The 14,424-nt window shown below is 68.0% G+C and carries 12 protein-coding genes; 5 read left to right on the forward strand and 7 right to left on the reverse strand.

From position 1 onward, the window contains the following. Window positions 1-77: 77 nt before the first annotated feature. The 4 genes from MIC98_RS10985 to MIC98_RS11000 form a co-directional block, all read right to left on the reverse strand. Complete coding sequence (locus MIC98_RS10985) at window positions 78-512, reverse strand: MarR family transcriptional regulator (RefSeq protein WP_239737190.1); 435 nt, start codon at window positions 510-512, stop codon at window positions 78-80. Window positions 513-794: 282 nt separating this feature from the next. Beyond that, a complete protein-coding gene (locus MIC98_RS10990; protein WP_239737191.1) occupies window positions 795-3,278 on the reverse strand; it encodes a prolyl oligopeptidase family serine peptidase in 2,484 nt (827 codons plus the stop codon). A gap of 160 nt (window positions 3,279-3,438) precedes the next feature. Continuing rightward, window positions 3,439-4,137 carry an OmpA family protein gene (locus MIC98_RS10995; protein WP_057641057.1) on the reverse strand — a complete coding sequence of 233 codons (699 nt, stop codon included), beginning with the start codon at window positions 4,135-4,137 and terminating at the stop codon, window positions 3,439-3,441. A gap of 155 nt (window positions 4,138-4,292) precedes the next feature. Continuing rightward, on the reverse strand, window positions 4,293-4,736 hold the full coding sequence (locus MIC98_RS11000; protein WP_239737192.1) for a nuclear transport factor 2 family protein: 444 nt from the start codon (window positions 4,734-4,736) through the stop codon (window positions 4,293-4,295). A gap of 109 nt (window positions 4,737-4,845) precedes the next feature. On the opposite strand from MIC98_RS11000, the gene MIC98_RS11005 reads away from it, so the two are divergent. Continuing rightward, a complete protein-coding gene (locus tag MIC98_RS11005; protein ID WP_239737193.1) occupies window positions 4,846-6,528 on the forward strand; it encodes a long-chain fatty acid--CoA ligase in 1,683 nt (560 codons plus the stop codon). Window positions 6,529-6,553: 25 nt separating this feature from the next. Then, on the forward strand, window positions 6,554-6,916 hold the full coding sequence (locus MIC98_RS11010; protein WP_057641045.1) for a hypothetical protein: 363 nt from the start codon (window positions 6,554-6,556) through the stop codon (window positions 6,914-6,916). Window positions 6,917-7,087: 171 nt separating this feature from the next. On the opposite strand, the gene lysS is transcribed toward MIC98_RS11010, so the two are convergent. Both lysS and prfB read right to left on the reverse strand, forming a co-directional pair. Next, complete coding sequence (gene lysS / locus MIC98_RS11015) at window positions 7,088-8,602, reverse strand: lysine--tRNA ligase (RefSeq protein ID WP_239737194.1); 1,515 nt, start codon at window positions 8,600-8,602, stop codon at window positions 7,088-7,090. A gap of 125 nt (window positions 8,603-8,727) precedes the next feature. Then, a protein-coding gene (prfB, locus tag MIC98_RS11020; protein ID WP_152979565.1) for a peptide chain release factor 2 occupies window positions 8,728-9,853 on the reverse strand; the annotation gives its coding sequence in 2 pieces (ribosomal slippage) (window positions 8,728-9,777 and window positions 9,779-9,853; 1,125 coding nt in all). Between the two features lie 165 nt (window positions 9,854-10,018). Between prfB and MIC98_RS11025 the strand changes: the two genes are divergently transcribed. The 3 genes from MIC98_RS11025 to MIC98_RS11035 all read left to right on the forward strand — a co-directional run bounded on the left by MIC98_RS11025 (window position 10,019) and on the right by MIC98_RS11035 (window position 13,735). Next, window positions 10,019-11,170, forward strand: a complete 1,152-nt coding sequence (locus MIC98_RS11025) for a PPC domain-containing protein (protein ID WP_239737195.1) — start codon at window positions 10,019-10,021, stop codon at window positions 11,168-11,170. Between the two features lie 113 nt (window positions 11,171-11,283). Beyond that, window positions 11,284-12,636, forward strand: a complete 1,353-nt coding sequence (locus MIC98_RS11030; RefSeq protein ID WP_239737196.1) for an ABC transporter substrate-binding protein — start codon at window positions 11,284-11,286, stop codon at window positions 12,634-12,636. A 52-nt stretch (window positions 12,637-12,688) separates the two neighbouring features. After that, entirely contained in the window at window positions 12,689-13,735 is a 1,047-nt protein-coding gene (locus MIC98_RS11035; protein ID WP_239737197.1) for a DUF1176 domain-containing protein, read from the forward strand. A gap of 42 nt (window positions 13,736-13,777) precedes the next feature. On the opposite strand, the gene dcd is transcribed toward MIC98_RS11035, so the two are convergent. Further along, on the reverse strand, window positions 13,778-14,365 hold the full coding sequence (gene dcd, locus MIC98_RS11040; protein ID WP_057641050.1) for a dCTP deaminase: 588 nt from the start codon (window positions 14,363-14,365) through the stop codon (window positions 13,778-13,780). Between the last annotated feature and the right edge of the window lie 59 nt (window positions 14,366-14,424).

Raw genomic sequence — 14,424 nt, forward strand, 5'->3', positions numbered from 1 at the left:
CCTCACAAATCCAAGGCTCCGCCAGGCGGGCGAAGTTAACTTTGTCAACTATTGCTAATTTGGTTGACAAAGTCAACTCATGGATTCTGATCTGCTTGAGTCATGCGGCGCAGCATGCGCTCCAGCGCATTGCACTCCTCAGGCGCGAGCCCCTCGACCAGCGCCTGCGCAACCACCGTCCGCAGCGCCTCGGCCTTGGCATGCAGCTTCGCCCCTGCCGGTGTGACCTCCAGGTGCTGCCGCTTCCCTCCCTCGATGGCTCTCTTCCGGATATCGCCACGCTCCAGCAACACCTTGGTGATGCGTGCGATCTGGGCCTTGTCGCGCCCGCTTTCGCGCACGATATCGTTCTGCGTGCAGCCTGGATGGCGGGCGATGAAGCGCAACGTTCTAGCCTCCATGGCGACGAGCCCGAGCTCGGTATCCCGCAGCGAACGTTGCATGGCGGCTGTCGCCTGGTGCGCCAGCGCATTGATGAGGTTGAGTATTTCGATGTCGCGGTTGTCCGGCATCCAGAGAATCCCTGATGCGGTATCGCTGTTTCGTACCGCTGCATGCGGTGGCACTCTACAGCAGCGTCTCGTCCGGAAGATATCTCCGGCGGGAACCCTTCCCCACCCTGACAGGGTATGTCGCATACCGGGACGACAGCTTCGTTCGACCTCGGTCATCCATGACTGACAGCGACTTCCACCGAACGCCTGCTTTGAATCCGCGGTCAGGACCATTGCGAAAAAGAGAAAAAGCCCGCTTGCGCGGGCTCCTTCGCGTTATGCGATCAACTCATCGCCAGCTCACTTGGCCGAAGCCGCCGGCGCCGGCGCGTTCTTCACGTAACGGTCGAACCACGCCAGCATTTCCGCCACCAGCTGTTCGTTGGATTCCAGCGCGGTGTACCAGTGCGGTTCGTGCGGCAGCATCACCAGGCGGGTGGTGCCGCCGTTGCCGCGGATGGCCTGGTAGAGCTTGCGCGACTGGAACGGTTCGGTGCCGGGGTTGGCGTCGTCCTCGCCGTGCACCAGCAGCAGCGGCAGCTTGATCCTGTCGGCATAGAAGTACGGCGAGGCCTTCAGGTATACGTCCTGCGCCTGCCACACCGAGCGGCGCTCGTTCTGGAAGCCGAACGGGGTGAAGGTCTTGTTGTACGAGCCGCTGGTGGCGACGCCGGCCTTGAACAGGTCGGTATGGGCGATCAGGTTGGCGGTCATCAGGCCGCCGTGGCTGTGGCCGGTGACGCCGATGCGGTTGCGGTCCACCACGCCCAGTTCCACCGCCTTGTCCACCGCGGCCCTGGCGTCGGCGGTGAGCTGTTCCAGGTAGGTGTCGTAGGCGCTCTTCGGGTCGCCGACGATCGGGAACGAGGCGTTGTCGATGATGGCGTAGCCGGCCAGCAGCATCAGCCGGTACGGCGCCAGCCGGGTGAAGGTCTGTTGCGAGCCGGACACCTGCCCGGCCTGCGCGCTGTTGGCGAAGTCGGCCGGGTAGGCGTAGAGGATCGCCGGCAGGCGCTCGCCTTCCTTGTAGCCCGGCGGGGTGTACAGGGTGAAGGACAGGTCGATGCCGTCGGCGCGCTTGTAGGTGACTAGCCGCTTCTGGATCTGCCGCACTTCCGGGGTGGGGTCGGCGATGCGGGTCAGCTTGCGGCCGTCGGCGGCGTACTGCGCTTCGCCTTCCTTGGCCGCCGCATCACGCGCGCCCAGTTCGCGCAGCCAGGCGTTGGGCGGGTCGATCACCGACTGGTGCCAGGTAAGGTAGCGGCCCGGTTCGGCGGTGAAGCCGAGGAACTGGTCGTAGGCGTCAGGAGCGCTGCGGAACAGGCGCTCGCTCTTGAGCGTGGCCAGGTCCAGGCGGTCAAGGAACGGGCGGTCGCCCTGCGGCGAGCTGCCCTGCCCGCGCAGGAACACCTTGCCGTCCTCCTCGCGCACCACGTAAGCGCCGTTGGGCAGGCGCTGGTAGACGAAGGTGCCGGGGTCGTCGTACAGCTCGTCGCTGGACAGGTCCCACAGCAGGCGCGCTTCCCGCTTCGGGTCGTCGATGTCGACGATGCGGGTCTGGCGCCAGTGGCGGTTCTCGTCGTATTCGTTGAGGAAGGCGCGCTGCGGTTGCGCGGTCCAGTCGAAGCCGGCGTAGCGCTGGGTGGTGCGGGCGATCTCGCGCGGCGCCGCGGTGAACGGCGCGGACTGCAGCATCAGCTTGTCGCGCTGCGGCACGCTGACGTTCCAGTCGCCCTTGTCCAGCGCTTCGGCCCAGACCAGCGTGGCCGGGTCGGTGGCACGCCAGTCGAAATCGCGCGGGCCTTCCGGCACACCGTGCACCGGCACGCGCTCGGCCAGCGGCAGCGAGGCGATGCGCACGCTCTTGCCGGTGGTCACGTCCAGCACGTCCACGTCGTAGGCGAAGCGCTGGTAGGTGACTGCGTGCGAGAACGGCGGCTTGATGGTCTCGGTCAGCACGTGCACGCCGTCGGGTGCGCCGTTGACGTCGTTGTACAGCTGCGGCGCGCCGACCGGATTCACCTTGCCGGAAGCGGCCTCGACCACCGCCAGCTGCGACTGGCCGTAGTAGGCGAACAGGCGTTCGTCGTGCTCGCTGGCGAGCGTATCGCGGGTTTCGTAGGTGCTGCTCACGCCCTTGGCGCCGAGCGATTCCTGCACGTCCGGGCCGTAGGCATCGTCGCCGGCCGGCGCCGGGCCCTGGTTGGCCGGCACCAGCTTGACCAGCAGGCGGTTGCCGCCATCCAGCCACTGCACGGTGCTGCCGAACATGGGGTTCAGGCGCGCGCCCGGGATCTGCCGGACCTGGCCGCTGGCGGCATCGCCCACCCACAGCTGTACGGAATCGGTGACGACGTTCTGGAAGGCGAAGCGCTGGCCGTCCGGCGACCACAGCGCGCCGCCGGCGCAGGCGTCCTTCGGTAGCGGCACGCGGGTTTCCTTGCCGCTGGCGATGTCCACCAGGGTGAAGTCGGCCACGCAGGCGGGGATGCCGTAGCCGCCCGGGGTGTCGTGGCGGCTGCGGTTGCCCGGCTCCAGGCGCAGGCCGGCCAGCTTCAGGTACGGCCGGGCGACGCGGCTGATCGACGGATAGGTCTGGCTGGTGGTCAGCAGCAGGCGCTTGCCGGTGGGATCGACGCTGGGCATCGGCGGCGGCGGCGCGGTCAGCACCTTCAGCAGTTCGGCCGGCGGCTTGGCGTACTCGGCGGACGCAGGCGTGGCGAGGAACAGGCTGCTGGCGCTCACCGCGAGCGCGGTGATGCAGGCGGTACGGTGGATGGACATGCGGCCTCCCTGATTATGCGGTACCGGCAGCGCCTCCCGCGCCGGCATCGGCCGAATCTAGCACCGCGCAGATGGTGCCCGGATGGGCCAGATGGCATGGATGGCGCAGACGAAAAGAGCCGCTTGCGCGGCTCCCTTCGTCACGATCGTGCGGACCGGCTCACGAACGCAGCGGGATCACCCGGATCTCGACCCGGCGGTTCTGCGCGCGGCCGGCCTCGGTGTCGTTGCTGGCGATCGGGTAGGCCTTGCCGGCGCCCAGCGTCTCGATGCGCTCGCGCTGCACGCCCTGCGCGCTGAGGTAGGCGGCCACGGCGTCGGCACGCTCCTTGGAGATGCGGTTGTTGACCGCGTCGGTGCCGATGCTGTCGGTGTGGCCGACCACTTCGATCATGGTCTGGTTGTACTCGGCCAGGGTCGAGGCCACGCCGTTGAGCGCGCCGTAGAACTGCGGCTTGAGCGTGGTCTTGTTGAAGTCGAAGGTGATGCCGTCGGGCAGGTTCAGGGTGATGTTGTCGCCCTGGCGCTGCACGTCGATGCCGGTGTTGGCGGTGCGCTCGCGCAGCGCGCGTTCCTGGCGGTCCTGGTAGTTGCCGACGGCCGCACCACCCAGCGCGCCGATGCCGGCGCCGATCATCGCGTGCTGGCGGCGCTCGGTGGCGCTGCTGCCGCTGAGCAGGCCGGCGGCGGTGCCGATGGCGGCACCGATCAGTGCGCCCTTGCCGGTACGGTTCTGCTGCTGGGTCGGATTGCCGTAGGGGTCGCTCTGCACATACGAGCCGCCGGTGGCGCAGGCCGACAGCATGGCGGTGGCCAGCAGGCCGAGGGAGACATTGCGGAAAGCGGTACGAGCAGTCATGGGACTCTCCTTGCATGGGCCGGCGCCGCCGGCATGGAATTCGCCGGCAGCATAAACAGCGCGGCGCGATAAGCGCATGACGATGCCGGCGCCGCCATGGCCTCCATTCATCTACCTGTCCGCGCATTCATCGATGCCGCTGGGAGTCATCTCGCTCAGCGTTCCCCGGCCGCGCTCCAGTCGGCGCTGTAGAGCTGCCAGTCACCGTCATGCTCGCGCCAGCCGCTGGTCACCTGCCAGACCTGCCCGCGCTCGGGCAGGAAGCGGCCGTTGCCGCCGGTCAGCAGCACGGTGAAGCGCACCGTGGCCGTGCCCTGCCCCATTTCCACCTCCAGCGGCCCGGTGCGCACGCCGACCTTGGCATTGAGCAGCAGTTGGCCGCGCAGCAGGCGTTCCAGCCCGTCGCGGTCCAGCCCGTCGTTGCCGATGAAGTCCGGCGCCACCCGTGCCATGAACGCCCTGGGCTGGCCGTTTTCCGCCGCTTCCTGCATCGCCGCCACCTCCGCACGCAGGCGCTGCTCCGGCGCCTGCCGGGTGCAGGCGGCAAGCGCGCAGGCGATCAATGCAATACGCAGGCAGTTCAACACCGTTCGGGCCATGCTCCCCTCCCTTCGCCTTTTCCATTCTGGACGGTATGCTGCCACCAACGGCGGCGCCGTGCCGGGCCGCACATTCGATACGAACCACATGCAAATCCTGGAGGGGATGATGAATCGGGAACGTCCGTGGCTGCAGAGTTATCCCGCCGGCGTGCCGGCGGAGATCGATGTCGAGGAGTTCCGCTCGGTCGTCTCGGTGTTCGACGCCTCCGTCGCCCGCTTCCGCGACCGCCCCGCCTATTCCAACTTCGGCAAGACCCTCACCTACGGCGAGGCCGATGCGCTGGTCAGCCAGTTCGCCGCCTACCTGCTGGGCGAGCTGCAGCTGAAGAAGGGCGACCGCGTCGCGGTGATGATGCCCAACTGCCTGCAGTACCCGATCGCCACCTTCGGCATCCTGCGCGCCGGCCTGACCGTGGTGAACGTCAACCCGCTCTACACCGCGCGCGAGCTCAAGCACCAGCTGGTCGACGCCGGCGCTTCGGTGCTGGTGGTGGTGGACAACTTCGGCGACACCGTGCAGCAGGTCATCGCCGACACCCCGGTCAAGCAGGTGGTCACCACCGGCCTGGGCGACATGCTCGGCTTCCCCAAGGGCGCCATCGTCAACTTCGTGCTCAAGTACGTGAAGAAGATGGTGCCGGACTACCGCATCCCCGGCGCCATCCGCTTCCGCGAGGCGCTGCGCCTGGGCGGCGGCCACACCCTGCCGCCGGTGGAGATCAGCCACGACGACATCGCCTTCCTGCAGTACACCGGCGGCACCACCGGCGTGGCCAAGGGCGCGATGCTCACCCATCGCAACCTGATCGCCAACATGCAGCAGGCCTCGGCGTGGATCTCCGCGTCGGGCGTCAAACCCGGCGAGGAAGTCATCATCACCGCGCTGCCGCTGTACCACATCTTCGCGCTGACCGCGAACGGGCTGGTCTTCATGAAGCTCGGCGGGCTCAATTACCTGATTACCAACCCGCGCGACATGAAGGGCTTCGTCAAGGAGCTCAAGGGCACCCGCTTCACCGCCATCACCGGCGTCAACACCCTGTTCAACGGCCTGCTCAACACCCCCGGCTTCGACGAGGTGGACTTCTCCGCGCTCAAGGTCACCCTCGGCGGCGGCATGGCGGTGCAGCGCGCGGTGGCCGAGAAGTGGAAGAAGGTCACCGGCGTCACCCTGGTGGAAGCCTACGGCCTGACCGAGACCTCGCCGGCGGCCTGCATCAACCCGCTGGACCTGGCCGAATACAACGGCGCCATCGGCCTGCCCATCCCTTCCACCGACGCCTGCGTCAAGGACGATGACGGCAAGACGCTGGCCACCGGCGAAGTGGGCGAACTGTGCATCCGCGGCCCGCAGGTGATGAAGGGCTACTGGCAGCGCCCGGACGAAACCGCCCAGGCCATCGACGCCGATGGTTGGCTGCATACCGGCGACATGGCGAAGATGGACGAGAAGGGCTTCTTCTACATCGTCGACCGCAAGAAGGACATGATCCTGGTGTCGGGCTTCAACGTGTACCCGAACGAGGTCGAGGACGTGATCGCGATGATGCCCGGCGTGCTGGAAGTGGCCGCGGTGGGCGTGCCGAGCGAGAAATCCGGCGAGGTGGTCAAGGTGGTCATCGTCAAGAAGGACCCCAACCTGACCGAGGAACAGGTCAAGGAGTTCGCCCGCGCCAACCTCACCGGCTACAAGCACCCGCGCATCGTCGAGTTCCGCACCGAGCTGCCCAAGACCAACGTCGGCAAGATCCTGCGCCGCGAACTGCGCGATGCACCGCCGCAGGCCTGATCCCTCCCATCACCAGGAACCACCCATGAGCGACCCCGTACTGGAAGTGGTCATCAAGCTGGCCGAGAACAGCCCCGAGATCGACATCCCGGTCACCCTGACCGTGGGCGGCCTGCTGATCTCCGGGCGCGTCATCAGCCGCGAGAACTACATGCAGGAGAACTGGCTCACCGCCAGCATCGAGGAAGGCATCAAGCAGGCGCTGGCGCAGATCGGCGAGGACCCCAAGCCCGCCGACGGCCACCGCCACTACATCCACCTGCGCGACGTGCGCTATTTCTCGCCGGGCCAGTCGCCGACCCCGAGCGTGGGCACGGTGACCTGCCGCATCGCGCTGGCACACGTCTCGGCCTTCCACTTCGGCTTCCTGTCGCTGGCCGAGGGCTGAGCCCCGGCTGGAGCGTGGGCGCGGGGCCTGTAGATGCGGGGCTTGCCCCGCATAGGGCTTCGCCGGGAAAGCCCTGTATGGGGCAAGCCCCATACCTACGAATCCCCGCTTGTAAGGAGAGGGCCTTGCCATGCCGGCAAGGCCCTTTCGTTTCCGCCATCGGCGATGCGCTCAGGCTTCCGGGCGCATGTACGGGAACAGCAGCACGTCACGGATCGAGGCGCGGCCGGTGAGCAGCATCACCAGACGGTCGATGCCGATGCCCAGCCCGCCGGTCGGGGCCATGCCGTATTCCAGCGCGCGGATGTAGTCGGCGTCGAAATGCATGGCCTCGTCGTCGCCGGCGTCCTTGGCCTCGACCTGCGCGCGGAAACGCGCGGCCTGGTCCTCCGGGTCGTTCAACTCGGAGAAGCCGTTGGCCAGCTCCTTGCCGTTGACGAACAGCTCGAAGCGGTCGGTATAGCCCGGCTCGCTGTCACTGGCGCGGGCCAGCGGCGAGACCTCGACCGGGTGGTCGGTGATGAAGGTCGGCTGCACCAGCTTGTCCTCCACCGTCGCCTCGAAGATTTCCAGCAGCAGCTTGCCCCAGCCGTACGACGGCTTGACCCGGATCTTCAGCCGCTCGCAGTGGCGCAGCAGCGCATCGCGGTCAGTGCAGTCGGCGGCGCTGATCTCCGGGTTGTAGTGGCGCACCGCCTCGTCCATGCGCCAGCGGCGGAAGGCCGGGCCGAGGTCGATCTTCGCGCCGTCCCACTCCACTTCGGTGGTACCCAACACCTGCCGGGCCACGTCGCGGATCACGCCTTCGGTCAGGTCCATCACCTCGTTGTAGGTGGCGTAGGCCTCGTACAACTCCATCATGGTGAACTCGGGGTTGTGGCGGGTGCTCACGCCCTCGTTGCGGAAGTTGCGGTTGATCTCGTAGACGCGTTCCAGCCCGCCCACCACCAGCCGCTTGAGGTACAGCTCCGGCGCCACGCGCAGGTACAGGTCCAGGTCCAGCGCGTTGTGGTGGGTGGTGAACGGCTTGGCCGTCGCGCCGCCGGGGATGTAGTGCATCATCGGCGTCTCGACTTCTAGGAAGTCGCGTGCGTCCAGCCAGGCGCGCATCGCGCGGATGATCTTCGAGCGCTTGATGAACACCTCGCGCGACTCCGGCGTCACGATCAGGTCGACGTAACGCTGGCGGTAGCGCTGCTCGACGTCGGCCAGCCCGTGCCACTTGTCCGGCAGCGGCCGCAGCGACTTGACCAGCAGCCGGATCGCCGAGGCCTTGACCGACAGCTCGCCGGTCCTGGTACGGGTCAGCCCACCTTCGACGGCGATGATGTCGCCCACGTCCCAGCCCTTGAACGCGGCATAGGCCTCGTCCAGCGCGGTGGCCTGCAGGAACAGCTGGATGCGCCCGGACTCGTCCTGGATCTGCGCGAAGCTGGCCTTGCCCATCACCCGCTTGGCCATCAGCCGGCCGGCCATCTTCACGGTGCGGCCGGCCGCTTCCAGCGCCTCGGCGCTCCAGTGTTCGGCATCGGCGAACTCGTCCTGCAACGCACCGGCGAACTGCTCGCGGCGGAAATCGTTGGGGAAGGCGATGCCCTGCTCGCGCAGCGCCTTGAGTTTGCCGCGGCGCTCGGCGATCAGGCTGTTCTCGTCGGCGGGCGGGGGCGTGGCGGTCTGGTCGGTCATGGCGGCGATGTTCGGTACGTGGGGAGTTTTCTGACTTTCTGCAGGAGCGACGTCAGTCGCGACCGGATTCACCGGTAAAGCTTCATCGCGACTTGCGTCGCTCCTACAGGGGCAAAACGAGGTGTTTACGCGTCGATGCGCTTGGAGCCGGCCTCCAGGCCGGACTTCAGGCTGGCCTCGACGAATTCGTCCAGGTCGCCGTCCAGCACCTTCTGCGTGTCGCTGCGCTCGATGCCGGTGCGCAGGTCCTTGATGCGGCTCTGGTCGAGCACGTAGTTGCGGATCTGGCTGCCCCAGCCGATGTCGGACTTGGTGGCTTCCAGCGCGTCACGCTCGGCATTGCGCTTCTGCACTTCCAACTCGTACAGCTTGGCCGCCAGCATCTTCATCGCGCGATCGCGGTTGGCGTGCTGGCTGCGCTCGGTCTGGCAGGCCACCACCGTGTTGGTCGGCACGTGGGTGATGCGCACGGCCGACTCGGTCTTGTTGACGTGCTGGCCACCGGCACCCGAGGAACGGTACACGTCGGTCTTCAGGTCGGCCGGGTTGATGTCGATGTCGATGCTGTCATCCACTTCCGGCGACACGAACACCGAGGTGAAGCTGGTGTGGCGGCGGTTGTCCGAGTCGAACGGGCTCTTGCGCACCAGCCGGTGCACGCCGATCTCGGTCTTCAGCCAGCCATAGGCGAAGTCGCCCTCGACGCGGAAGGTCGCCGACTTGATGCCGGCCACGTCGCCGCCGGAGACTTCCAGCAGCTCGGTCTTCCAGCCGCGGCTCTCGGCCCAGCGCAGGTACATGCGCAGCAGGATCTCGGCCCAGTCCTGCGCCTCGGTGCCGCCGGCGCCGGCCTGGATGTCGACGAAGGCATTGGCCGAATCCATCTGCCCGGAGAACATGCGCTGGAATTCCAGCTTCTCCACGTGGCTCTGGTACTTGTCCAGGTCGGCGACCACCGCCAGCGCGGTGTCCTCGTCCTGCTCGCTCTCGGCCAGTTCCAGCAGCTCGCTGCACTCGGTCATGCCATCGAGCACGCTGGCGATGCCGACCACGGTCTTCTCCAGCAGGGAGCGCTCGCGGCCGAGGTTCTGCGCGTATTCGGCGTTGTTCCAGATGTCCGGGTTTTCCAGCTCCCGGGTTACTTCCTCAAGGCGTTCTTTCTTGACGTCGTAGTCAAAGATACCCCCTGAGCGATACCACCCGATCGGTCAGATCGGCGATTCGCTGGCGGACGGGATTCAGTTCGATCATGGTCGGCTCGTGGCAATGCAGACAAGCTGGCGATTCTAGCATTCCACGCCCGCCCATCATCCCCCGGGCAGGCTGCCGGAACATGCGTGGCCGGCGCCTGCTTGCCGGTAGAATCGCGCCATTCCGCACCCATCGCGGTTTCCCGCCAAGCCAAAGGACTTACGCTTGAACACACGCCCCGCCCGCCTTTTCACCGCGATCTCCCTTGCCCTGGCGCTGGCCGCCTGCCACAAGCTCGGCAGCGGCGCCGGCGACGGCACCCCCGGCCTTGCCGTCGGCAGCAGCGTCACCGGTGAAATCACCTCGTCCAGCCGCCTGAACTACAACGACGGCAGCCGCCACCAGGGCTACAAGGTCACGCTGAAGAACGGCGAGGCCATCGCGCTGGAACTGGGCGGCTCGCTCAACGGCCAGCTGTCGGTATTCGACGGCCAGACCCTGCTGGCCACCGCCTCCGCCCGCGGGCAGGACGCGGAAAGCGGCAATGCCGGCACGGTGAGCCTGGCGTTCCGCGCGCCGAAGGACGGCACCTACCTGGTGGCGGTGAACAGCGCCGGCGCCGACGCATTCGGCCCGTTCAAGCTCGACAGCAGCAGCGTCACCCCGTACGACGGCAAGCCGCTGGTCGCCGACAGCGAAGCCATCGACTGGCTGGTGGGCGAAAAACAGGACTACACGCTCAAGGTCGACAAGGCCGGCATCTACACCATCAGCATGGAGTCGGGCGGGCTGGACACCTACCTGCACCTGAGCGGCCGCAACACCGACATCGAGGACGACGACGGCGGCGGCAACCTCAACGCCCGCATCCGCGCCTACCTCGAACCGGGCGACTACAGCATCGGCGCATCGGCGCTGAACGGCGGCACCGGCTCGTTCAAGCTGCGCGTGGGCCTGACCCCGGTCGACAAGGGCCTGGCCACCCGCGACGGCACCGCGCTGGCCATCGGCCAGACCACGCCGGGCATGATCGACTCGCGCGGCCGCCGCAGCTTCGCGCTCACCCTCGACGGCACCCGCCAGTTGCAGTTCGACGCCATCGCCGACAACTTCGACCCGGTGCTGCACGTCACCGGCCCGGGCATCGACGCCGAGGACGACGACGGCGGCGACGGCACCAACGCCCGCCTCACCCTGCGCATGGGCCCGGGGCGCTACACCGTCGCCGTTTCCAGCCTCGGCAGCCAGCAGGGCGTGTTCGAACTGGAAACCACCGACCTCGGCACCGACGCGGCCACCCCGGCCAACAGCAACCGCAAGGGCGAAGCGGAAGCCGCCGCTGCCGCGGCCGAGGCAGCCGCCGTCGAAGCGGATTGAGCAGGCACGGGCCGGTGGCTGCCACCGGCCCCGCAGTTCCCGACCGACCGGCTTGCGCTCCACGCGCGGCCGGCGCCCATCGCCACACCCCACCCAACCAAGGAAACCCCCAAGTGAAGCAACTCACAGCAGGATTGCTGGGCCTTGCCATCGCCGCCAGCCTGAGCCCGCTCGCCCATGCCGCCACCCCGATCCGCCCGCTGGCCAGCAATGGCGACGTCAGCGGCGAGATCACGTCCGCCGCCGCGCTGAACTACAGCGACGGCAGCCGCAGCCAGGTGTTCTCGCTGCAGCTGGCCGCCGGCCAGGCCGTGTCGTTGAAGCTGGACGGCCCGCTGAACGGCGCCCTTTCCGTGTTCCAGCGCGACACCCTGCTCAACCGCTCCAGCGGCTGCGGCTGCAGCGAAGGCAGCGGCACGCAACTGAGCTTCCGCGCCGACAAGGCCGGGCAGTACCTGGTCGCGGTCAGCGGCGCCGACGCTCGCGCGTTCGGCCCGTTCCACCTGAGCGCCGAGCCCATCGACGCCTATGACGGCAAGCCGCTGGCCGCCGGCCAGCGCATTACCGACTGGCTACTCGGCAGCAGCCAGGCCTACACCCTGCAGGTGGACCAGCCCGGCCTGTACACCATCAACCTGGAGTCGGACGCGTTCGACACCCGGCTCGAACTGTCCGGCGACAACCTGTCGCTGGAAGACGACGACGGCGGCAACCGCACCAACTCGCGGCTGGTCACGCCGCTGCAGCCGGGCAGCTACACCCTGACCGCGCGTTCCTTCTCGGAGGACAACGGCGCCTTCTACCTCGACGTGCGGCAGACGGCCATTCCCGAAGGGATGGCATTCGAGGACGGCAGCGCCCTGCCCGTCGATGGCACGGTCAGCGGCTTCATCGGCAGCGACGAGACCCGCAGCTTCGTGTTCAGCCTGCCCGAGCGCCGCCGCGTCCAGTTCGACGCCAGCGGCAGCGAACTGGACAGCTACCTGACCCTGCAGGGCCCCGACTTCACGCTGAGCGACGACGACGGCGGCAACGGCGTCGACGCGCGCCTGACGCAGGTGCTGGAGCCGGGCGAATACAACGTCTCGGTGCGCTCGATGAACAGCAGCGGCGGCATCTTCCAGCTCGCCACCAGCACCGCCCCCGCGCCGGATGGCCCGGCCCAGCCGGCGCTGGTGCTGGGCCGCGAGACCAGCGGCCAGCTGGTTTCCGGGCTGCGCAACCTCTACACGCTGGAAATCCCGCGCAAGGGCCGCTACGTCATCCGCATGACCGGCATCAACGGGCTGGACGGCATGGTCACGCTGATGCGCGGCGGCGAGGAAGTCGCCTCGCAGGACGATGGCGACGGCAGCCTCGACCCGAACCTGGAAGTCGAGCTGGAGCCGGGCCGCTACGTGCTGATGGCGCACAGCTTCGACGCCTCGGCCAGCGGCAGCTACCGCCTGCTGGTGCGTCGCAGGTAAGGCCTCCCGGAGCCGGCCACCCACGGCCGGCTCCGTCCCGCAAGGAACATCCATGACCTTCGCCCGCCCGTTGCTTTGCGCCATCCTCTTCCTCGCCGCAGCCGCCACCACCCGCGCGGCCGACAACGGCCTGGAGTTCTCCCACTCCGACTGGCAGTTGGTCTGCGACAACACCCACACCTGCCGCGCCGCCGGCTATGCCCCCGAAGGTGGCGAAGATGGCGCCAGCGTGCTGCTCACCCGGGATGCCGGCCCCGGCCAGCCAGTCAACGCCGAACTGCAGGTGAGCGATACCGACGAACCGGCCGCCGCCGACCTGCACCTGCACATCGACGGACGCGACCTGGGCGCACTGGGCGCCGACGGCGAACAGGGCGGCCATGCCTTGAGCCGGGCGCAGTCGGGCGCATTGCTGGCGGCGCTGCTGCGCGACAGCCGCATCCACGTCGCACACCGCGACGGCAGGCGCTGGGAGCTGTCCGACCAGGGCGCGGCGGCGGTATTGCTGAAGATGGACGAATTCCAGGGTCGCCTGGACACACCAGGCGCGCTGGTGCGCAGGGGGACCCGCAGCGAAGCCTCGGTACCGCCGCCCTTGCCGGCACCGGTGGTGCGGCGCCCCCCGATGTCGCCGCCGCACCCCGGTGACGACGCGCTGGCGCGTTCACCGGAATTGCGGGCCGCCCTGCGTGCCACGCTGGACGGCGCCTCCGGCGACTGCGAGCGCTTCGACGAGCTTCCCGCCGACGCCCCGTTGCAGGTGGACCGCCTCGACGACCACAGGGTGCTGGTTTCCACCCCGTGCTGGCTCGCCGCCTACAACGCCGGCTCGGGCTACTGGGTCGCCGACGACCATGCGCCGTTCCTGCCGCGGCTGGTGACCACCGACGGCACCGACTACGACGCCGGCCAGATCAGCGCCGACCACAAGGGGCGCGGGCTGGGCGATTGCTGGTCGCACGCCGATTGGACCTGGGACGGCGCCCACTTCGTGCCGACTTCCGAATACCAGAGCGGCATGTGCCGTGGCATGCCCGGCGGCTTCTGGGTGCTGCCGACGCTGGACATCGAGGTGCTGGACCAGGCAACGGCCGGGTGATCGAAGCACGCGGGCACCGCGGGCGGGTGCCCCCTGCAACCCTCAGGTGCGCGGCAGCGTCACCCCGGTCTGGCCCTGGTACTTGCCGCCGCGGTCCTTGTACGACGTCTCGCAGACGTCGTCGGCAGTGGCCTGGAAGAACAGCATCTGCGCCACGCCCTCGTTGGCGTAGATGCGCGCCGGCAGCGGCGTGGTGTTGGAGAATTCCAGGGTCACGTGGCCTTCCCACTCCGGCTCCAGCGGCGTCACGTTGACGATGATGCCGCAGCGCGCATAGGTGCTCTTGCCCAGGCACACCACCAGCGTGTCGCGCGGGATGCGGAAATACTCCACCGTGCGCGCCAGCGCGAACGAATTGGGCGGGATGATGCACTCGTCGGCCTCGATGTCCACGAAGCTCTTCGGGTCGAAGCGCTTGGGATCGACGATGGTCGAGTTGATGTTGGTGAACACCTTGAACTCGCGCGAGCAGCGCACGTCGTAGCCGTAGCTGGAGGTGCCGTAGCTGACGATGCGCCGGCCGTCGACCCCGCCGTTATCGGCGAAGCGGACCTGTCCCGGCTCGTACGGCTCGATCATGCCGTGCTGCTCGGACATGCGGCGGATCCAGCGGTCGCTCTTGATGCTCATTCGGGGTCCCAATGCCTGCAGGAGGCGCAATTCTAGCCTGTTGCGCGTGCGTCTTGGCG

This window comes from Stenotrophomonas sp. NLF4-10 (genome assembly GCF_022359915.1).
In the GTDB taxonomy this organism is placed as follows: Bacteria; Pseudomonadota; Gammaproteobacteria; order Xanthomonadales; family Xanthomonadaceae; genus Stenotrophomonas; species Stenotrophomonas daejeonensis.